The sequence below is a fragment of the Mycobacterium neumannii genome, from assembly GCF_002245615.1.
Classification (GTDB): Bacteria; Actinomycetota; Actinomycetes; order Mycobacteriales; family Mycobacteriaceae; genus Mycobacterium; species Mycobacterium neumannii_A.
The window spans coordinates 252,471-271,208 of sequence record NZ_NKCO01000003.1 but is presented as its reverse complement, the minus strand read 5'-3'; the positions used below and the strand labels follow the sequence as shown (position 1 = coordinate 271,208).

20 protein-coding genes are annotated in these 18,738 nt (G+C 66.1%); 9 read left to right on the top strand and 11 right to left on the bottom strand.

The genetic code is table 11. The features are described 5' to 3' along the window. Nucleotide 1: 1 nt before the first annotated feature. From CEX88_RS05845 to CEX88_RS05815, 8 genes are all read right to left on the bottom strand, one after another. Complete coding sequence (locus CEX88_RS05845; RefSeq protein ID WP_094292729.1) at nt 2-1,330, bottom strand: hypothetical protein; 1,329 nt, start codon at nt 1,328-1,330, stop codon at nt 2-4. Then, nucleotides 1,330-1,755, bottom strand: a complete 426-nt coding sequence (locus CEX88_RS05840; RefSeq protein ID WP_094292728.1) for a hypothetical protein — start codon at nt 1,753-1,755, stop codon at nt 1,330-1,332. Before CEX88_RS05840 ends, CEX88_RS05845 begins: the two co-directional genes overlap by 1 nt. Then, a complete protein-coding gene (locus CEX88_RS26015) occupies nt 1,752-1,922 on the bottom strand; it encodes a hypothetical protein (protein ID WP_202931381.1) in 171 nt (56 codons plus the stop codon). The genes CEX88_RS05840 and CEX88_RS26015 overlap by 4 nt, the downstream gene beginning before the upstream one ends. Next, nucleotides 1,919-3,769, bottom strand: a complete 1,851-nt coding sequence (locus CEX88_RS05835) for a hypothetical protein (protein ID WP_094292727.1) — start codon at nt 3,767-3,769, stop codon at nt 1,919-1,921. Before CEX88_RS05835 ends, CEX88_RS26015 begins: the two co-directional genes overlap by 4 nt. 186 nt (nt 3,770-3,955) lie before the next feature. Further along, the gene (locus CEX88_RS05830; RefSeq protein WP_066848247.1) at nt 3,956-5,134 is read right to left on the bottom strand and encodes a zinc-dependent alcohol dehydrogenase; all 1,179 of its coding nucleotides are present in this window, start codon (nt 5,132-5,134) and stop codon (nt 3,956-3,958) included. An 84-nt stretch (nt 5,135-5,218) separates the two neighbouring features. Beyond that, a complete protein-coding gene (locus CEX88_RS05825; RefSeq protein WP_238381962.1) occupies nt 5,219-6,394 on the bottom strand; it encodes a secretion protein EccK in 1,176 nt (391 codons plus the stop codon). A 1,032-nt stretch (nt 6,395-7,426) separates the two neighbouring features. Continuing rightward, nucleotides 7,427-8,347 (bottom strand): hypothetical protein, encoded by a 921-nt coding sequence (locus tag CEX88_RS05820; protein WP_238381961.1) that lies wholly within the window; start codon nt 8,345-8,347, stop codon nt 7,427-7,429. A gap of 197 nt (nt 8,348-8,544) precedes the next feature. Continuing rightward, nucleotides 8,545-8,973, bottom strand: a complete 429-nt coding sequence (locus CEX88_RS05815) for a hypothetical protein (protein ID WP_420799191.1) — start codon at nt 8,971-8,973, stop codon at nt 8,545-8,547. Between the two features lie 292 nt (nt 8,974-9,265). Between CEX88_RS05815 and CEX88_RS05810 the strand changes: the two genes are divergently transcribed. After that, a complete protein-coding gene (locus tag CEX88_RS05810) occupies nt 9,266-9,931 on the top strand; it encodes an O-methyltransferase (RefSeq protein WP_066848237.1) in 666 nt (221 codons plus the stop codon). On the opposite strand, the gene CEX88_RS05805 is transcribed toward CEX88_RS05810, so the two are convergent. Continuing rightward, nucleotides 9,932-10,603, bottom strand: a complete 672-nt coding sequence (locus tag CEX88_RS05805; protein WP_238381960.1) for an IclR family transcriptional regulator — start codon at nt 10,601-10,603, stop codon at nt 9,932-9,934. A gap of 66 nt (nt 10,604-10,669) precedes the next feature. On the opposite strand from CEX88_RS05805, the gene CEX88_RS05800 reads away from it, so the two are divergent. The 5 genes from CEX88_RS05800 to CEX88_RS05780 all read left to right on the top strand — a co-directional run bounded on the left by CEX88_RS05800 (nt 10,670) and on the right by CEX88_RS05780 (nt 14,380). After that, a complete protein-coding gene (locus tag CEX88_RS05800; protein WP_094292725.1) occupies nt 10,670-12,007 on the top strand; it encodes an FAD-binding oxidoreductase in 1,338 nt (445 codons plus the stop codon). A gap of 1 nt (nt 12,008) precedes the next feature. After that, nucleotides 12,009-12,782, top strand: coding sequence for a DAPG hydrolase family protein (locus CEX88_RS05795; RefSeq protein WP_094292724.1), 774 nt, complete (start codon nt 12,009-12,011; stop codon nt 12,780-12,782). Nucleotides 12,783-12,807: 25 nt separating this feature from the next. Then, nucleotides 12,808-13,320 (top strand): MBOE_33420 family protein, encoded by a 513-nt coding sequence (locus CEX88_RS05790; protein WP_094292723.1) that lies wholly within the window; start codon nt 12,808-12,810, stop codon nt 13,318-13,320. 37 nt (nt 13,321-13,357) lie between these two features. Continuing rightward, on the top strand, nt 13,358-13,765 hold the full coding sequence (locus CEX88_RS05785) for an SRPBCC family protein (RefSeq protein WP_094292722.1): 408 nt from the start codon (nt 13,358-13,360) through the stop codon (nt 13,763-13,765). Between the two features lie 84 nt (nt 13,766-13,849). Beyond that, on the top strand, nt 13,850-14,380 hold the full coding sequence (locus tag CEX88_RS05780; protein WP_476638865.1) for an MBOE_33420 family protein: 531 nt from the start codon (nt 13,850-13,852) through the stop codon (nt 14,378-14,380). A 19-nt stretch (nt 14,381-14,399) separates the two neighbouring features. On the opposite strand, the gene ilvD is transcribed toward CEX88_RS05780, so the two are convergent. Continuing rightward, entirely contained in the window at nt 14,400-16,130 is a 1,731-nt protein-coding gene (gene ilvD / locus CEX88_RS05775; protein WP_068192508.1) for a dihydroxy-acid dehydratase, read from the bottom strand. Nucleotides 16,131-16,210: 80 nt separating this feature from the next. Here ilvD and CEX88_RS05770 point away from each other — a divergent pair, with 80 nt between their 5' ends. Next, the gene (locus tag CEX88_RS05770; protein WP_094292721.1) at nt 16,211-16,825 is read left to right on the top strand and encodes a DUF305 domain-containing protein; all 615 of its coding nucleotides are present in this window, start codon (nt 16,211-16,213) and stop codon (nt 16,823-16,825) included. Between the two features lie 2 nt (nt 16,826-16,827). Continuing rightward, a complete protein-coding gene (ricR, locus tag CEX88_RS05765) occupies nt 16,828-17,118 on the top strand; it encodes a copper-sensing transcriptional repressor RicR (RefSeq protein ID WP_068192514.1) in 291 nt (96 codons plus the stop codon). Here the strand turns inward: ricR and CEX88_RS05760 are convergent. Further along, nucleotides 17,115-17,408: an MTH1187 family thiamine-binding protein gene (locus CEX88_RS05760; RefSeq protein ID WP_066848210.1), complete on the bottom strand. Its 294-nt coding sequence runs from the start codon at nt 17,406-17,408 to the stop codon at nt 17,115-17,117. The genes ricR and CEX88_RS05760 overlap by 4 nt on opposite strands. A 222-nt stretch (nt 17,409-17,630) precedes the next feature. Here CEX88_RS05760 and CEX88_RS05755 point away from each other — a divergent pair, with 222 nt between their 5' ends. Next, on the top strand, nt 17,631-18,701 hold the full coding sequence (locus CEX88_RS05755; RefSeq protein ID WP_066848199.1) for a L,D-transpeptidase: 1,071 nt from the start codon (nt 17,631-17,633) through the stop codon (nt 18,699-18,701). Nucleotides 18,702-18,738: the final 37 nt, after the last annotated feature.

The window sequence follows — 18,738 nt, the reverse complement described above, 5'->3', positions numbered from 1 at the left end:
GCTACCCGCCGAACAGCAGGTAGAGCCCGGTGAATGTGTAGCCGACCATGACCAGCATCATCGCCAGCTGCCCGGTCAGCTGATGGGCCGACGGCAGCAGGCGCAGCGCGCGGTCGTGCGCGGCGACCACACCGGCGACATGCCCGGCCAGGACGAAGCCGACCTTCAGCGTCGCCAGCACCGCAGGGTGTTGCGACAAGAAGTAGCTGACCTCTGCGTCCTGCAGCCACAACAGGTTCCACCCACGTGCCAGCGGGTCGGCCAGCAGGATGATCGTCTGCTGACCGCGTTCGACCAGATAGGTCAGGTAGTGGGCGAACACGTAGCCGATGACGATCGGGATCAGCGAGTGCGCCATCAACCCCGGCAACCGGCGGCGCCGGTCGCGGTCCACGCCGCCTGTCGCGATCGAAGCGAGCCAGAAGGTCGCCGCGACGACAGCTGCGAACGTCGCCAAGCCGGCGGTCTTGATCAGGGTGGCGGTCAGCGTCGACGAAGAATGGTCGTCGACGAAGTTCCGCCATTCGGGCATCGCCGAAAAGCTGTCGAACGCAGTCGACCCCAAGAGCACCGCCATGACCACCACGAGGCCCGGACGCACCGGAAGCGACGGGAGATGGTCGAACGGATTGCCGATCGCCACGCGGCCCGTGTCGGGGTCCCGGCGAAACGGCGAGAGCCGCGAGGCCACCACGCTGTACATCTCGAACGGGTCGGCCCGCGTACACCAACGCTCACCGCACACCAGCGCACCGACCAGCGTGACCACGAGGTAGATCAGCAGCCAAATGCGGATGGCGTCAAGCGAACCCGGATCAGGACTGGCCAACTCCAGCCAGACGAACGCGAACAGTCCGAAGGCCGCGGGCCAGTATCCCAGCCACGCGGGGTACGTCAGGCGCAGCGACCGCCCGCCCAACAACCGAAGAACTGCCCGCACCGGCGATATCGCCCGCCACACCGGCCCGATGATCAGCGACACCGCCACCAGGCCCACCCACAGCAGCACGTAGAACACACCGGGTAGCGGATTCTTCGCGTCTTGGGGACCGAGGACCGCGGCGACACCGACCCACACCGCGAGACCCAACCCGCCGAGCGCCAGGGCCCAACGGGTCACGGGCGCATCGACCACCGCCGTCACCCAGCGAGGCGAGGGGCGAACGGAATTGGCCGGATCGAACTTGGGCTTCTTCCAGGCGAGCGCCACCACCGCGAAGGTGAACGTCAACGCCCATGCGGCCCCGACCACCGCGTAGGTGAACGGAATCGGCAGATCCGTCGAACCGCCGAGACCGTGCGCCAGTACGGAGACCGACGGCCCCGACATCACTGCTGAACTTGAACGGTCGCGATGACGCGATTCAGGTCGTGCAGTTCGATCTCGACGTTGCCGGGCACGTCGACCGTGAACTGGAACTGTTGGCCAGGTGTGGGATCCACCTTGAAAGTGTGCTCGGGCACCGAATGCACATGCAGCTCGTCGGCCGCGTCGCTGTTGACCCGCAGCACGATCGGCTCACCGACCTTGCCTTGAATCTGTGCGTTGGTGGGGTCGACGTTGCCGTTCTCGATCGTGATGTCGATGGTCAGGCGATCGGGTGGGCGCTGTTGATCCGGCATGTCGGCGGCGCCGACGGTCGACTGGGCGGGACGACTCGCTTCCGGTTCGGAATCGCGCGAGCCACCGCATCCGGCGACGAGAAGTGTCGCAGCGATGCAGACCGCGCTGGAACGGATGAGTGTCGGTTTCACGTTGTGTTTTCCCCGCTGGATTCGACTTCTCGTTTTCGACGGTTCTTCACTGCTATGTAGACCACTACCCCGGCGACGATGATCGCCGGGGCGAAGGCGGGCACCGCGATCCACACCGGGTGGTCGGCGAGGATCACGACATCTGCGCTGTCCGGCGCGCCCGTCATGACTGCGCGCTGGGTTGTAATTCGGCCTCACTTCCGCTGGGCTCGCTCCGGTTGATCCGGCCGCCACCCCAGGTGACACCGGCGACCATGGCAAGCGAGCACGCGAGCACGATCAGGCATCCGATCAGCCACAGCGACTGGGGGATGTCCGGGCTGCGTTCGCGCTGCAGGATCGTGATCTCCGAGACGAACGGACGCGTCATGTTGGGTTCGGCGGGCACTTCCTCGGCGCCGATGGCGGGATCGCCGGCCAGGTAGATCGGCACCGCCGCCAGCATCCGGCCGTCGTGGACGCGCAGCAGCGTCTTCCACGTGCCGGAGGCCGGCATCGGCTCGGTGGACCGGTAGTGGCCCGGCCCGACCTGCTCGAGGTTGTCGATGAACATGCCTCGCTCGTTGGGTAGGCCGCCCTGCCACCCGAGCACCGACACCCAGTTCGGATCCTCACTCAACAGGTTGGCGGGCGTGAGTTGCACGTCGGCTGTGACGAACCGCGCATCGTCGTCACCGGGAGCTTCGGTCAAGACGATGGTGGCGTTGGCGTTCTCGGGAACGTTGTAGCGGAGGCCGTTGGCTGTGGCGCCACCGATCGCAAGCACGGTCAACACGACCAGGCCGACACTCAGCGCCCGCCGCGGGAGTCGTTGTTCGGTCAACACCATGCCGATCAGCGCGCCGCAGGCGCCGGTCAGGATGGCGACGGGTACGGTCATCGCCAACGCCTCGGGCCAGATGCTGGTGTGCCACGGCAGGTGGTAGACGGCGTTGATCCACAGCGATTCCAGCCACAGACCGACGGTGCCGACACCGAGCCCGGCCAGCGCACCGAAGAGCACCGGACGCTTGATCAGCGGGGTCAGGCCGAGAAGTTCGACGACGACGGCCGCGCCGAGATAGAGGGGGAACCAGTTGATCGGGGCGTCGAGTACGGGACCGACGAGGAACGCCACGATCCCGCGCAGACCGATGGCGATGACGGCGGCGATGAGCGCCGCACCGCGGCCGAGGAAGAAGCGCGCGGCAACCAACGCGAGCGCGGCGGCCGCGGCGATCAGCATGGGCTGGAAGACCTGGCGGAACTGCGGGACGCCGAAGTCGAACTCGATCTGGTAGACGGACATGCCGATAAGCACGCCGGCGAACGCCAGGTACTGGATGAACTTCAGGCCGATACCGTCGGGCGGCGTGTCAGGCGTTCGGACCCGTTTGCCCTCGAGTTCGAGGTAGGCCGCCGCCAACGTGGAAAAGCCTGCGCCACCGATCATCATCAGGTGGGTGGGGCCCCAGAGCGTGACGTCCTGGCCGAAGATGCGATGCCAGATGTCGTCGAGGGGGAATCCGAGCAGCGCGTAGACACCACACCCGGCCATGACGATGCCGCCGACCGGGGCGTACCAGTGGTCGGTGATGCGCACCGCGGCCGGCCCGGGCCGCTCTTCCTCGCCGCGGGGCAGCACCATCGCCGTGCAGCCGGCGAGGAATATGCCGAACAGGCCGATGAGGATGAAGTAATGAGCGGGGTTGGCGAGCGCGCCGTCGTCGCGGCCGTTGCCGATGTGCAGGCTGACGTCCCAGATGAATCCGAACAGTGCGCAGATGATCGACGCGGTGAAGATCGCGATCGGCAGGGCGACCCACGACGGGCGCTTGAAGCGGCGACCGGACCAGTCGCCGAGGCGGGCCAGCCAGTCGATCTTGTGCGTGCGGTGCATCCAGCCGATCCACAACATCAACGCCGCGACCACAGCGGCGACGATCGACAAAAGGATGATCTCGTGGATGGCGGTGCCGCCGCCCTCGCTCTGCGCCAGTACCGAGATCTCTGAGGCTTTCCAAGTACTCGTCATATGCCCACCTGCCCGAAGTCGGAGATACTCCTTACTCGTCGGTAATGTTGCCAGAACCCGCGATACCGAAACCAGGGGTATCAGGTAGCGACAACATGAATTGTCTCAAGCGTTGTGTCGGGGTGGCCGTAGCGGTTGCGACGGCGGTGGTCCTGCAGCGAGGGGCCTCGGACTGATCCATCGGCATCAGGGCTTCAGAATGGTCTTGACCATGCCGTCTTCCTTCTTCTGGAAGGTTTCGTACGCGCCGGGGGCGTCCTCGAGCGGAAGCCGGTGGGTGGCGAACTGCTCGACGCCCAGCGGATCCTCTGCGGTCAGCAACGGCATGATGTCGGGCACCCACTTTTTGACGTTGGCCTGGCCCATCCGCAGCTGGATCTGCTTGTCGAACAGGGTCATCATGTTGATCGGGTCGGCGGCGCCGCCGTAGACGCCGGACAGCGAGATCGTCCCGCCGCGGCGGACGAGGGCGATCGCGGAGTTCAAAGCGGCGAGCCGATCGACGCCGGCGTTCTTCATCACGACGCGGCCGATGGGTGAGGGCAGGAAGCCGCTGGCGGTCTGCATGGTTTCGGCGACGGGAGATCCGTGCGCCTCCATGCCGACGGCGTCGATGACCGAGTCGGCGCCGCGACCCTCGGTGTGGCTTTTGACGACCTCGTCGGCGTCGTCGGTGCGAAGGTCGATCAGCTCATCGCAGTAGGCGCGAGCGCGGGAAAGCCGCTCGTCGACCAGGTCGATGCCGATGACCTTGCAGCCCTTGCGGTGTGCGGCGATACGGCAGGCCATCGAGCCGATCGGACCCAGGCCGAGGACGACCAGGGTGCCGCCGTCGGGTACCGCGGCGTACTCGACAGCCTGCCATGCCGTGGGCAGCACGTCGGAGAGGTAGACGTAGCGGTCGTCGGGGCCGTCGTTGGGGACCTTGATGTGGGTGTACTGCGCCTGCGGGACGCGCAGGTACTCGGCCTGCCCGCCGGCGACCTCGCCGTAGAGCTTGGAGTAGCCGAAAAGCGCGGCGCCCGTCCCTTGGTCGCGGTTCTGGGTGGTTTCGCACTGGCTCTGAAGGCCCTGGCCGCACATGAAGCAGTGGCCGCAGGAGATGTTGAACGGGATCACGACGCGGTCGCCGGGCTGCAGACCGTCGACCTGGCGCCCGACCTCCTCGACGACGCCCATCGCTTCGTGGCCCAGGATGTCGCCGGGGTTCATGAAGGCGCCGAGCACCTCGTAGAGGTGAAGGTCCGAGCCGCAGATGTTGGTGCTGGTGACTCGGATGATCGCGTCGGTGGGTTCCTTGATCGCGGGATCGGGCACGTTGTCGACGGACACTTTCCGACGACCCTGCCAGGTGACTGCTCGCATGGGCGACTCCTCGTGGTCTGAGGGTGGCGTGCCCATTCGAGTGAGTGCCAAACTTCGGCTTAGCGCTTGAACGGGGCGCGGGTGTTAGACGGTGGCGTCGGTGGCGATCGCGTCCTGCATGAGGACGCTCAGGTGCTGCCAGTAGATCCAGTCGGCGATGGCGGCGCGCTGGTCGGCGGCATCGGTCGCGGTATGTGCTCGGTGTAGCGCCAGTTCCTGGGCGTGGTCGGCATAGGTGACGAAGCACTGCAACTGGACCGGGGCGCGGTCTGGTGAGTTGCTGAGCAAGGGACGGAAGACCTCGAACCACAGCAGGGCGCGGCGGTCCTCTGGGGGAGTGGCGTCGGTGGGCGGTGGAGGCAGCACCTCGGAGAGGCCGGTGGGCGTGATAGCGGCCAACTTAGTTGCTGCATCGGGGGATATCACCTGGAGGCGATGACGGCCATCCATCCGGCCTTTCTCGGGGATATCGTCGGGACGCAGGACGATTCGGGGTGCGCCGGGGTCGAAGCCCTTGAACTGGTCCTCGGTGGCGATGACGGCGCGGAGTTCGGTGTTGTGGTGCTGTGCCCAACCATGAAGTGCGAGGATCGGATACGTTGCCCATGATCCGCGAACATGAGCGGGGATCCCTTCGTCGGCAGTGGCCATCTTGACGCGGTCGGGCAGTTTGACATCCTCGGGGATGTAGCCGAGGCCATAGTTATTGGCGACGACAATGGTCCCGTCTTTGGCGAGGCCGGTGACCCAGTAGAACCCCATGTCGGTGAGGCCGACGTTCAGGGCAGCCGCGATTCGTTGGGCGAGTTGAGCGGGATCGCTGCCGGATGGCCCGCGGAGGGTGGCGGCCGCGATCGCCTCACGTTGAGCACGCGCGGCCGAAACCGGAACGGGCGCAGGGGCGCCCACCGTGCCGGCGCCAGGTGCGGCTGTGCTCGGCGGGATGCCGGGGACGACGTTGGCGGCTGGGGCGATGGGCGCGGCCGGTGACGGCGTAGGTGGCGGGCCCAGCGGTACGGGTGGAGTGGGCGCTCCGCCCGGTGCGGGAAGCGGCGCGACGGGCGCTTGGCCGGTCGTCGGGCCGGCGGTGGGCGGGGCTGTGGTCTGGGATGGCGTTGTGGGCGGCGTGTCCGAAACTGGGGGAAGATTGGACGGCTGCATGGCCGATGCGGCAATCGGCGCGGATTGCGGTGGCGGAATCGGTGCCTGAGCAACAGCTTTGGTGGCCGATTCGGCCATGGTCGATTGGAAGTCGGCCATTGGCGTCTGAGTCGGTGAGGCGGCTGCGGGATTGACTGTGCTCGGCGTGCTTGGCGAGGTGGGCGCAGACGGTGTGGCTGGGACCGACGGTGTCGACGAACCGGCGCTCGATAGCGGGCTGGTTGGAGCGCTGATGCGCGGAGGTGCGGGTGCCACGGGACCCGTTGGGGCGGCGGGGATTCCGGGGATGACGGGTTCTGGCGGACCTGCGCTCCCCGCGCCCATCTCTAAGTCAGTCGAGATTGCAGTCGGGTTTTGAGACGGAGCTGAAGGTGCGACGTCATTGACTGCAATGGTGTCCGGCGCGGGTGACGGTATAGCTGTCGGTAGTTCGTCTGGCGCACTAGGCTCGCTGGAACTGAGACCATCCGTCTGAACCCCACCCACGGCATGTTCGCCCGCGGGCGAATTCGGGATGCTCGCGGGACCCTGCGAGTCCACGACATTGCTGGCGGGGACAAAGGCCGGCTGCTGTTCCGCACCAATGCCCTGAAGCAGATGTAGATCATCCCTGTCCGAGCTATCGGAGTTGAGTGCTGAAGGTGCGCCTGAAATGCCGGCTCCGGCGGTCGCTATAAGCGAGATGTTCTCGCTGCGGATAGCGGCGATTCCCTCATTGATCGCAGCAGTCTTGGCGTCTTCAGGTATGTCCTCCCTAGTCCGAATCCAGTCGAGAATCTCATTTGCGATTTCGACGGTATGAGTTATTGCATTCTTGGTGCTGACCGTCGCGGAAACGCTTTCACCCAAGATCTTCGCCGCGGTGTCCAGATTCCTCTTCGCTGACTCGAGAGCCGAAATACGGTCATTAAGAGTTCTTGACGCGATGTCGGCGGCGATACCAGACCACAAGCCGCTGCCACCGAACAATTGCAATCGTTCTCGGTGGGCATCGGTGAGTTGCGCGCCAACCCTACTTGAGACGTATTCGAATGCGGTTGCGTTCGTCCGAAGGAGATCCTCGTCGACTTCGGGCCACGCCGGCGGCGCTGTCAAGTCATACGGATCGTATGGTCGAGGAATTCCCATGCCTTACGACTCGGCCGATTCGCAAGCTTCGTAGATCGCCGACGCCGCATTCCGAGAGGTGCTTGTCAAGAACGAATCCGCTGGCGTGTAAGAGGACAACGCCGCTGCATAAGCCCGCCGGTATTGTGCGGAGAGCGTTGCGAAGTCTTGGACAACCGGGTTGACGCTAGTGCGTCCTATCTCTTCGATGCGGTCAGCAAAGCGCTCCATAGTAGGGATGGCAGCATCGGCGGTCGCACGCTCCTGTGGCGTCCAATCGCTTGCGGCCTTAGATGAATCGAGGGCTTGCCACGCCTTCGTATCATCGTTGAACTGGTTAAGAACACGCTCCCAGTCGGAACAGATTGGGTCGGGATTGAGCATGAATCGTTCAGAATCCCGTGGCGGCGAAAGTGGGGACAGCTTCGTCGGGGGCTCCGGAGTTCCGATCAGCGGCGCTCTTGCAGCGGCGGAGCCGTAGTCCGCTGCTGCGCAAAGATAGACAATCATGGCGCCCGTCGAGGTAAAGACGCGTGCAAGGTGGTCATCAAGTGGCGTATACGACGGTACTGCATCGCTGTACGCCCGGGCATACGCGATGAATTGCTCATAACTTTCGCGTAGTACTCGATGCGGTGTTATCTCGGCGAGTCGTTCCGCTTGATCAGCGGCCTTGCGCGCCGCGTCGGCCACTTCTAGATGTTGCTGGCGTTCGTCAGCGGTCCATCGGGTGGACGGGACGGAGGGATCACGTCTATTCCAACCTCTTTTCTGGACGGAGGCAAACGTGTCGTTGATCGGTCCCCAAGCAGCACAACTCGGGTCCTCGGTGATGATATTTGCGGGGCCTGTGTCGTCGGCGCTTGCTAGACCGAAGGTTTCGCCCGACGGTGTCGGATCGTTGTTGCCTCCACCGTCCGACGTCGCCGAAATCGTCACTGCCACAGTGACTCCGATGACGGCTAACAGCGCCACACCACCGAGCAGCCACTTCCAGGCGTTGCCACGCTTCTTCGGCGGCGGACCCGCCGGCCACTGCTGCTGCCACGGCGGCTGTTGCGGAGTCCGACCATACGGCCCCGAATAGCCCTGTGGCGGACCGGGATTGCCCGGTGGCGGACCCCCGGGCGGTGGCGGATAGCTCACAGCGCCGTCCCCGGTCCCTCCCCGACCGAAGGCGTCGAGTCCGAGGATGGCTTCGCCCCTAAGGCGGCACCAGACACACCGCCGACCGCGCCGCTCGCCCCCGTCGCATCACTGATCGATTCGACGCGCTTGCGTATGTCTTCGGCGATCTGCCGGTCAACCGCGTCGTAGGTGTTGGCAGCGTTGACGACGTTCTGCGCGTACTTCGCCAACTCCGCCTTGGCGACGGGCAGCTGCGCGATCGCCGGGTCGACCACTTCATTCACCTTGGCAGCGATCGCCGTCGACAAAGCATCTTCACCCGCCGGCTTGAACGAAGCCGGCGGCTCGGGGATGGCATCCGCGACCGCACGCAACCGCCCACCGGCTTCGAGCACCAGGTCGGTATCGATTCGCAGCGTCTCAGTCATCGTCATTCCGCGCACGGATCAGCGTCGCGCCGATCGGTTGGCATGCCCCCTCAGGCGTCACCCGGCAAATGCTACCCGACCCCCAACACCACCCACCGCGCCAATTCTCACCACTCGCGAGCACCCGTTCTGATGCAGATTCCCATGCTCGTCACCTTCCTCAAGGGTCCCTGCCTTGCGTGACGAGTTACCGACCGGCGCCGCGTCTTTCCCGAACCGTCGCCGGACAATCGGTCACGCCCACGCCACCAGCAAACCCCGACTACGCCCGTCGTCACCCAGAAGCGCTTCCGCTATCGTTCCGCAGATGTCCGACCCCGACTCGAAGACGCTCGACGAGCTTTTCAACCGCATCCTGCATACCGAGGACGACGCCCTGCGCGCCGCGCGCGAGTCCGGCAACGCCGCAGGCATGCCGCCCATCGAGGTGTCCGGTCAGCACGGCAAGCTTCTCTATCTATTGGCGTCGCTGTCCTCGGCCACCCGCGTCCTGGAGATCGGCACCCTTGCTGGCTACAGCACCATCAACCTCGCCCGCGGCGTCGGGCCGGACGGCCACGTCGTCACCTTGGAATACGACCCCAAGCACGCCGACATCGCCAAGGAAAACTTCGCCCGCGCGGGCGTACAGGATCGCATCGAGATCATCGTCGGCGCAGCCCTCGACACACTGCCGATGCTGGCCGACCGCGGCGACGTCTTCGATCTGGCCTTCATCGACGCCGACAAGGAGAACAACGTCGCCTACGTCGAGTGGGCCATCAAACTCGGCAAGCCAGGCTCAATCATCGTGGTGGACAACATCGCTCGTTTCGGCCGCGTACTCGAGCCGGCAGCCGATGACGCCCAGGCCCGCGCCGTGCGCGAGATGCTCGAGATGATGGGCGACCATCCGCAACTGGAAACCGCCGCGATACAGACCGTCGGGCTCAAAGGCTGGGACGGCTTCGCCGTCGCCCGCATCGTCGAATAGTCATCTCGACCAGGGCGCCGTCGCGGCCGCCGCCGTCAGCGCGGCGACGATCCGCTTTTCGTGGGTCGCGAACCGTTCGGTCGGCGCGGGCACCGAGATGGCGACGACGTGTCCGCCGGCCGTACGCCCGGCCACGCCGGCGGCCGAAATCCCGACGGTGTGCTCGTCACGGTCGAACGCCACCTCGGTCGACCCGTTCAACAGCGCCGTCGCCGCCTTGCCGTTGGCCGTCGACTCCAGCGGAAAGCGCATGCCGACCGCCGACACCGCGCGCAGCCGATGCGCCGACTCCAGCTGGTCGATGAACAACATCTCGCCGCCCCGCAGCACCGACAGATCGACTGTCTCCTCGGTGGTCGTCGCGACCTGCTCGAGCGTCGGGCGGAACAACGCTGCCAGTCCCGCCACGTCGGCGCTTCCGAGGCCGAGCAGCCGATCCCCGAGCGAGAACCGGCCCTGGTCGTCGACCGCCGCGAAGCCGACCTCCACCAATCCGACGAGCAGTCGGCGCGCCGTCGACTTGGCCAGGCCCAGCTGAGCGCCTAGATCCACCAGCCGCAGGCGGCCGGGCGCCGCCGCGATCTCGTCCAGGGCGGCTGCTGCGCGGCGCAGCACCTGAATGCCGTCTTCCCGCCCCGCATCGGTTCGTTCATTTGGGTCCGGACGAGTCACGCCCTCACTATATTGATCCGCATACCGGTTCACAAAGATTCGGTATATGGACCAAGGAGGTCCCCGATGCCAGTCCCATCTGGTCGCTCCTTCACCCGCTCCGACGACGGATACGAGACTGCCCGGTGCGCGACCGTCTGGAATGCGCGCACCCCGGCCCGCTATCCCGAAGTGGTGGTACAAGCCGCAGACGTCGATGACGTCGTCGCCGCGCTGCGCTATGCGGCCGCACACGACCTCCAAGTCGGCGTCCGCTCGGGCGGTCACAGCTGGGCAGGTAATCACGTGCGCGACGGCGGCATGCTGCTCGACGTCAGTCGCCTGGACGACTGCACCATCGACGCCGAGCGCATGACCGCGGTCGTCGGGCCCGGAAAAGGCGGCAGCCTGCTGGCCGCGGACCTGGAGGCACAGAACCTGTTCTTCCCGGCCGGACATTGCAAGGGCGTGTGCGTCGGCGGATACCTGCTGCAGGGCGGATACGGCTGGAACAGCCGCATTCTCGGACCGGCTTGCGAAAGCGTCATCGGACTGGATGTGGTGACCGCCGACGGCGAGCGGATTCACTGCAGTCCGGACAGTCACCCCGAGATGTACTGGGCGGCACGAGGTTCAGGGCCCGGATTCTTCGGTGTGGTGACCGCGTTCCACCTCAAGGTGTATGCGCGCCCTGCCATCTGCGGCAGCAGCCTTTACGTGTATCCGATCGAGTTGGTTGACGAGATCTTCACGTGGGCCAGGGCGATCAGCGCCGACGTCGACCGACGGGTGGAGTTGCAGATCGTCGCGTCGAAAAGCGTGCCCGGCGCGGGAATCGAGCAGCCCGGGATCGTCATGGCGTCACCGGTGTTCGCGGATTCGGAGGACGAAGCGTTGCAAGCGTTGGCGCTGCTCGATACCTGCCCGGTGCGCGACCGGGCCGTCGTCGCGGTCCCATACGCGCCCGCCGACCTCGCGACTTGGTACGAGGGGGTGATGAGCAACTATCCGACCGGCTACCGCTACGCCGCCGACAACATGTGGACGTCGGCATCCGCGGACGACCTGCTGCCCGGGATCCGCCGCATCATCGACACTCTGCCCCCGCACCCGTCGCACTTCCTGTGGTTGAACTGGGGCCCTTCGCCGGCCCGCCAGGACATGGCGTACAGCCTCGAAGACGACATCTACCTCGCAATGTATACGGTTTGGCGCGACGCCGCCGACGACGAGCGCTACGCGGACTGGGCCTGCTCGAACATGGCGGCCATGGCGCATTTGGCCACCGGTATCCAACTCGCTGACGAGAACCTCGGACAGCGACCGGCCCGATTCGCCACCGACGACGCGATGGCCCGCCTCGACCGCGTGCGCGCGCAGTACGACCCCGACGGGCGCTTCCACAGCTGGATGGGCAGGGTGTGACATGAAGTCCTACCTCGGTTACCGCGATGATGACCTCGGCGTCGAGTTCGCGGCGTTCTACAGCCCCGAGATGTCGGCTCTTCCACGACATGTCGTCGAGGCACTGGAGCACGGCCCTCAGGCCGAGCCGACACTTCCGGCGTTCGACGATCTCGTCGCGATGCGCGTCGACGGATACCTGCAGACCGAGAACGGATACGGGGTTCTGCGTGACGGCGGCATTCAGGTGTCGGTTCGCACCGACATGCCCGGGGTCACACCGGCCATGTGGGACTGGTGGTTCGGGTGGCACGGCCACGACTCACGCCGCTACAAGCTGTGGCATCCCCGCGCGCACGTGTCCGTCCGGTGGGACGACGGCGGCGGCGAAGGCGGGTACGTCGGTCGGACATCTCTAGTGGAGGAGTACCTCGGCTCGTCCTTCACCCGGCCTGCGATCCGGTTCGTGCAGCCGTCCGAACTGGGGCTGGGCGACCTGAGCGACGGTGTGGCGATCTGCGCGCGGCTCGGATCGGGCGACATTCCTGTCGATGTCGGCTGGCTGGTGCACCAGGTCCGCGGGACGCCGGACGGCGCCGAGATGCGTTCGCGGTTCTGGATGGGAGGCAGGCATGTCGGCGTTCGGCGCGGTAATCGATTGACTGACAGGGTAATTCGTCCGGTTGCGGCGCGACAGCTTCCGGATCCACGCGACTTGATGGTGCACTGCGCGCAGGAGATGAACCACCTCGCCGGATTCCTGCCCGAACTTTTCGATCGATTCTCCGGGCACTGATCTTCTCGACGTGTTACCCAGTCTTATGTCGAAAACCTTGCCGGCAGCCGTCTTTGCCGCCGCAGCCGTGGTCGTGGCTCCGGTCGCACACGCGGACCGCGCCGAACCGCCGCCGCTCTACGGGTTCTACGACGTATTCATCGACTTCTCGAAGCAAACGTTCAACGGTCGGCCGACGCCGATGACCCCGATCAACGTACCCGTCGAGTTGACGACTCGTTGCGACGTCGATGGGTGTGTGGCGCGCTGGAACAACGAGGACGACCATGCCCGCAACCCGGGCGCTCCGCAGTTCTACGAATACCGGTGGACCGGCGACCGTTGGTCGACAAGCGGTGAGTATCCCTACATGTGCGATCGCCACGACCCGAGCAGCGCCGTGAAAGCCACCCGCTCGGACTACCTGATGCCCAACCCGGACGGCAGCTTCTTCGGGGAGCGGACACTCCTCATCGAGGGGGCCGGGTGCCCGGGAGAAGGTCCGGGCACCCACCGGCTGCCTTTCTCCCTGACTCCCATCGATCCGCCGCCCACCTAGTCGTTTAGCGCGCCACCGACCGGGGCATCAGCCAGAGATGGACTTCGGATTCCGACGCGGGATGCCGACGGTGGAATTACTCAGCGACGCTGCTCCCGAAGCCGTGTGGGACGTCATCACCGACCTCGACACGTGGCCGAAGTGGGGTCCGACCGTGTCGGGCGCCGAACTGGACGAGGGCGGCGCCATGCACCTCGGCTCACAAGGCAGGGTGTTCACGCCGGTCGGTGTGGCGCTGCCTTTCACCGTCACCGAATTCCGCCCCGGGCGCTGCTGGGCGTGGAAGGTCGCAGGCGTCGGCGCAACGCGCCATGAGGTGATTGCTGAAAACGGCGGATCCCGAATCGTGTTCGGGGTGCCGTGGTGGGCGACCGCGTACCTTCCTGTGTGTGCGATCGCCCTGCCGCGCATAGCCGGGCTGGCGTTCGCGCGCCGAACCCGCTGATTCGGCGACATCCGACGCTGCTCTGTGTTATCCAGAGCCCCTAGAGTTCTCAGTCCGCCGAGGGCTCCGGCCGAAGGAGCTCCGGTGAAGTCGAAAGCATTGTCCGTCGCCGTGGGCCTCGGCTGCAGCGCAGTGGCACTGGCACCTCTAGCCAACGCCGACCGCCCCGAGCCGGTACCGATCTACGGCTACTACAACGCTCTACTCGATCACGCGAGACAGACGTTCAACGGTGCACCGGCTTCGGCGGGTCCGGCCACCCAGCTCGGGCTGTTCACCACGCACTGCGACGTCAACGGCTGCCTCTCCCGCTGGTTGAGGGAGACGGAAATCTCCCAAGACCCCAACGCGCCAGCGCAATTCGAATACCGGTGGAACGGCGACCGGTGGGAGTCCGCCGGTGATTACCCCTTCTACTGCAATCCCGACGGAAGCGGCGGCACCGTGACGACGCAGCGTTCGGACTGGCTCAAGCCCAACGGCGACGGCAGCTTCTCCGGTGAGCGCACATTCACCGTGCCCGCACCAGGATGCCCGGGCCAGGGGCCCGGCACGTACTGGCTGCCCATCGCGCTGACGCCGACCGATCCGCCGCCGCCTCGAGCCGTTCGATAGCGCGCTCGAGCAGCCAGCGCTATCCGCAGACCGCGCCGACGGCCGCCGATCCGACCAGCTTGGTGTACTTGGCCAGCACGCCGGTGGTGTAGCGCGGTGGCAGCGGCTCGAAACCGGCCTTGCGGGAATCGAACTCGGTGGGATCGACGAGGATGTCGAGCGTCCCGTTGGCGACGTCGAGCCGGATGCGGTCACCGTCGCGGACGAACGCGATCGGCCCACCGTCGACGGCTTCCGGCGCGATATGGCCCACACACAGGCCCGTCGTGCCGCCGGAGAACCGTCCGTCGGTCATCAGCAGCACGTCCTTGCCCAGGCCCGCGCCCTTGATCGCGCCGGTGATCGCCAGCATCTCGCGCATCCCCGGCCCGCCCTTGGGGCCTTCGTACCGGATCACGACGACATCGCCGTGCGTGATTGTCCCGTCTTCCAACGCGTCCAATGCCGCCCGCTCGCGCTCGAAAACCCTTGCCGTGCCCTCGAACACGTCGGAGTCGAATCCCGCCGATTTCACCACCGCCCCCTCCGGTGCGAGCGAACCGTGGAGGATCGTGATGCCGCCGGTCGGGTGGATCGGGTTGTTCATCGCCCGCAGCACCTTGCCGTCCGGGTCCGGGGGAGCGATGTGCGCCAGGTTCTCGGCCATCGTCTGACCGGTCACCGTCAGGCAATCGCCGTGCAGCAGGCCGGCATCGAGCAGCGCGCGCATCACGACGGGCACACCGCCGATCTCGTCGACGTGCTTCATCACGTGCCGGCCGAACGGCTTCACATCGGCCAGGTGCGGCACCTTCTGGCCGACCCGGGTGAAATCCTCCAGGGTCAGCTTGACGTTGGCCTCGCTGGCGATCGCCAGCAGGTGCAGCACCGCGTTGGTCGAACCGCCGAACGCCATCACCACCGCGATCGCGTTTTCGAACGCCTCCTTGGTCAGGATGTCGCGGGCGGTGATGCCGCGGCGCAGCATCTCGACGACGGCCTCACCGGAGCGGCGGGCGAACTCGTCGCGGCGCTTGTCGATGGCCACCGGAGAGGCGCTGCCCGGCAACGACATTCCGAGAGCCTCGGCGGCTGAGGCCATGGTGTTGGCGGTGTACATGCCGCCGCAGGCGCCTTCACCCGGGCAGATGGCGCGCTCGATGATGTCGACGTCCTCACGCGACATCAGCCCGCGCGCGCATGCCCCGACCGCTTCGAAGGCGTCGATGATCGTGACTTCCTTCTCGGTCCCGTCGGTCAGCTTGGCCGTGCCCGGCATGATCGAGCCGTTGTAGAAGAACACCGACGCGAGATCCAACCTCGCCGCTGCCATCAGCATGCCGGGGATCGACTTGTCGCAACCGGCCAGCAGCACGGTGCCGTCGAGGCGCTCGGCCTGCACGACGGTCTCGACGCTGTCGGCGATCACCTCGCGCGACACCAGGGAGAAATGCATGCCCTCGTGGCCCATCGAGATTCCGTCGGACACCGAGATGGTGCCGAACTCCAGCGGGAAGCCGCCGGCGGCGTGCACGCCACCCTTGACCGACTGCGCGAGTCGCTGCAGCGACATGTTGCACGGCGTGATCTCGTTCCACGAGGATCCGACGCCGATCTGGGGTTTGGCCCAGTCGTCGTCGCCCATGCCGACCGCGCGCAGCATCCCGCGGGCGGCGGCCTTCTCCAGGCCGTCGGTGACGTCGCGACTGCGGGGCTTTATATCGGGCTCCGCCTGATGGCGGGCTTCGGTGCCGGGAGTTTCTGAGGGCATCAAACAAGTATGCCTCCGGTGTTTTGCCCCGGCCAAACCGTTATCGATACCCCGGTGGGGTATCCGGTACCCTCGACTTCATGACGTCGCTGATCGCTCGCCTCACCGCCATCCTGATCGCCCTCGCCACCGCGATGTTGCTCACATCGTGCACCAGCAGCCCGGCCTCCGACGGACATACCGACCACGAGCATTCCGACGAACCGGTGATCAGCGGTCAACCGGCCGGCTATAACGCCGACGATGTCGCCTTCGCGACGAACATGATCCCGCATCACGAGCAGGCCGTGGAACTGTCGGCGCTGGTTCCGGACCGCTCCACGAATCCGGAGGTGAAGGCGTTGGCCGACCAGATCTCGAAGGCTCAGGAGCCCGAGATCCGCACCATGCAGGTGCTGCTCGTGCAGTGGCAGGAGAACCCCGACGCCGACACCGGGCAGGGCGGCCACGAGGGGCACGGCGCGATGCCGGGCATGGTCGACGACGCCACCGTGGCCAAGCTCCAGACGCTCTCGGGCCCCGAGTTCGACACCCTGTGGCTGGAGTCGATGATTGCCCACCACCAGGGTGCGATCGAGATGGCCCGCGCGGAGCTCGCCAACGGCGAGAACGTCGACGCCAAGCGGTTGGCTCAGACCATCGTCGATACGCAGCAGGCCGAGATCGACCAGATGAATCAGATGTTGAGGGGCTGAAGATGACTGCGGCGCACGGATATTCGCAACAGAAGGAAAACTACGCCAAAAGGTTGCGTCGGATCGAGGGTCAGGTTCGCGGCATCGCGAAGATGATCGAGGACGACAAGTATTGCATCGACGTGCTCACCCAGATCAGCGCCGTCAACAGCGCGCTGCAGTCGGTCGCGCTCGGCCTGCTCGACGAGCATCTCGGGCACTGCGTGGCCCAGGCGGTCGCCGAAGGCGGTGACCAGGCCGACACGAAGCTGGCCGAGGCCTCTGCAGCCATCGCGCGGCTGGTGCGCTCCTAGCCGCCCAGGGCCTCGTCGATCCGCCTGACCTTGGCCGTCAGCTGATCGGTGTGGCCGGGGCGGATGTCGGCCTTGAGCACCAGGCTCACCCGGGGTGCGGCCGCGGCCACTGCGTCGACGGCCCGCTTCACGACGTCCATCACCTCGTCCCACTCGCCCTCGATGTTCGTGAACATCGCGTTGGTCTCGTTCGGAAGCCCCGACTCACGAACCACCTTGACCGCTTCGGCGACCGCGTCGCCCACGCTGTCGTCGCCACCCGTCGGGCTCACGCTGAAAGCCACAATCATGCGACCAGCCTGCCACCGGCAGGCCCGATCAAGTCATGCCTGTTGTCCGCGGGCCGAGCGATCCGGTAGCTGGTGTTAACAGTGAGCGCCCATGACCGATGAACAATGCAGGTCACGAGTGTGGATTGAGCGTTTGCCCAAGATGGAGGGGCCCGCCGATGGCCGGGGACGCCCGGGGCGATATGCCACACTGGTTGGAGTTCTGCGACTGGGAGGTTGTGTATGCGCAGGGTAAAGCGCAGTCGGCTGCTCACTGCGATAGCGGCGGCGAGCGTCGTAGGGGGGATGCTCGCGAGCCCGTCAGCGCTCGCTCAGCCGGGTGTTCCGCCGCCACCACCGCCGGCGCCGGTCGATCCGGCTGTCGCCGCGGCACCGCCACCCGCGCCGGTATTTCCGCCGCCGCCGCCCCCACCGGCGGACCCCTTCGCCGCACCAGCGCCACCGGCGCCACCGGCCCCGGCTGCCGAGGCTCCGCCGCCTCCGCCGCCGTCGAACCCGTTCTTCGCCCCGCCCGATCCGCTGGCTCAGCAGCAGCCGATTCCGGAGGGCACCCCGGCCGGACAGAATCCGACGCCGTATGTCGGCGCACCGGTGTTCGCGCCGCCGTCCTTCAACCCGACCAACGGTTCGATCGTCGGCGCCGCCAAGCCGATCTACATCAACTTCCAGCGGCCGATCGCCAACCGCAAGATGGCCGAGGACGCGATTCACATCTCGTCGGTGCCGCCCGTTCCCGGCCGGTTCTACTGGACCAGTGACACCCAGGTTCGGTGGCGTCCACAGGACTTCTGGCCCGCGGGCACGAAGGTCAACATCGACGCGTCGGGCACCAAGTCCAGCTTCACCGTGCCCGAGCAGCTCGTCGCGACCATCGACAACGACTCGCTGCAGATGCAGATCCACCGCAACGGGGAACTGGAGAAGACGTTCCCGGTGTCGATGGGCAAGAAGGGCCACGACACCAAGAACGGCACCTATTACGTGCTCGAGAAGTTCGCCGACATCGTGATGGACTCGTCGACGTACGGCGTGCCCGTGGACTCACCCGAGGGCTACAAGCTCAAGGTGAAGGACGCGGTGCGCATCGACAACAGCGGTGTCTTCGTGCACAGCGCCCCATGGTCGGTCGGTTCACAGGGAGAGAGCAACGTCAGCCACGGCTGTATCAACCTGAGCCCGGCAAACGCGAAGTGGTTCTTCGACAACTTCGGCAGCGGTGACGCCGTGGTGATCAAGAACTCGACCGGTATCTACAACCAGCCCGACGGCGCGTCCGACTGGCAGATGTTCTAAGGCGGTTTGGGTGTAGTTGGTCGCGGTGAGCGCGACC

What these genes read in the sequence shown, in the direction of transcription:
- CEX88_RS05845 (WP_094292729.1), bottom strand. Translation starts at nt 1,330, where the DNA reads ATGTCGGGGCCGTCGGTCTCCGTACTGGCGCACGGTCTCGGCGGTTCG.
- CEX88_RS26015 (WP_202931381.1), bottom strand. Translation starts at nt 1,922, where the DNA reads ATGACGGGCGCGCCGGACAGCGCAGATGTCGTGATCCTCGCCGACCAC.
- CEX88_RS05835 (WP_094292727.1), bottom strand. Translation starts at nt 3,769, where the DNA reads ATGACGAGTACTTGGAAAGCCTCAGAGATCTCGGTACTGGCGCAGAGC.
- CEX88_RS05830 (WP_066848247.1), bottom strand. Translation starts at nt 5,134, where the DNA reads ATGCGAGCAGTCACCTGGCAGGGTCGTCGGAAAGTGTCCGTCGACAAC.
- CEX88_RS05825 (WP_238381962.1), bottom strand. Translation starts at nt 6,394, where the DNA reads ATGGCCGACTTCCAATCGACCATGGCCGAATCGGCCACCAAAGCTGTT.
- CEX88_RS05810 (WP_066848237.1), top strand. Translation starts at nt 9,266, where the DNA reads ATGTCCGACCCCGACTCGAAGACGCTCGACGAGCTTTTCAACCGCATC.
- CEX88_RS05800 (WP_094292725.1), top strand. Translation starts at nt 10,670, where the DNA reads ATGCCAGTCCCATCTGGTCGCTCCTTCACCCGCTCCGACGACGGATAC.
- CEX88_RS05795 (WP_094292724.1), top strand. Translation starts at nt 12,009, where the DNA reads ATGAAGTCCTACCTCGGTTACCGCGATGATGACCTCGGCGTCGAGTTC.
- CEX88_RS05790 (WP_094292723.1), top strand. Translation starts at nt 12,808, where the DNA reads ATGTCGAAAACCTTGCCGGCAGCCGTCTTTGCCGCCGCAGCCGTGGTC.
- CEX88_RS05785 (WP_094292722.1), top strand. Translation starts at nt 13,358, where the DNA reads ATGGACTTCGGATTCCGACGCGGGATGCCGACGGTGGAATTACTCAGC.
- ilvD (WP_068192508.1), bottom strand. Translation starts at nt 16,130, where the DNA reads ATGCCCTCAGAAACTCCCGGCACCGAAGCCCGCCATCAGGCGGAGCCC.
- CEX88_RS05770 (WP_094292721.1), top strand. Translation starts at nt 16,211, where the DNA reads ATGACGTCGCTGATCGCTCGCCTCACCGCCATCCTGATCGCCCTCGCC.
- ricR (WP_068192514.1), top strand. Translation starts at nt 16,828, where the DNA reads ATGACTGCGGCGCACGGATATTCGCAACAGAAGGAAAACTACGCCAAA.
- CEX88_RS05760 (WP_066848210.1), bottom strand. Translation starts at nt 17,408, where the DNA reads ATGATTGTGGCTTTCAGCGTGAGCCCGACGGGTGGCGACGACAGCGTG.
- CEX88_RS05755 (WP_066848199.1), top strand. Translation starts at nt 17,631, where the DNA reads ATGCGCAGGGTAAAGCGCAGTCGGCTGCTCACTGCGATAGCGGCGGCG.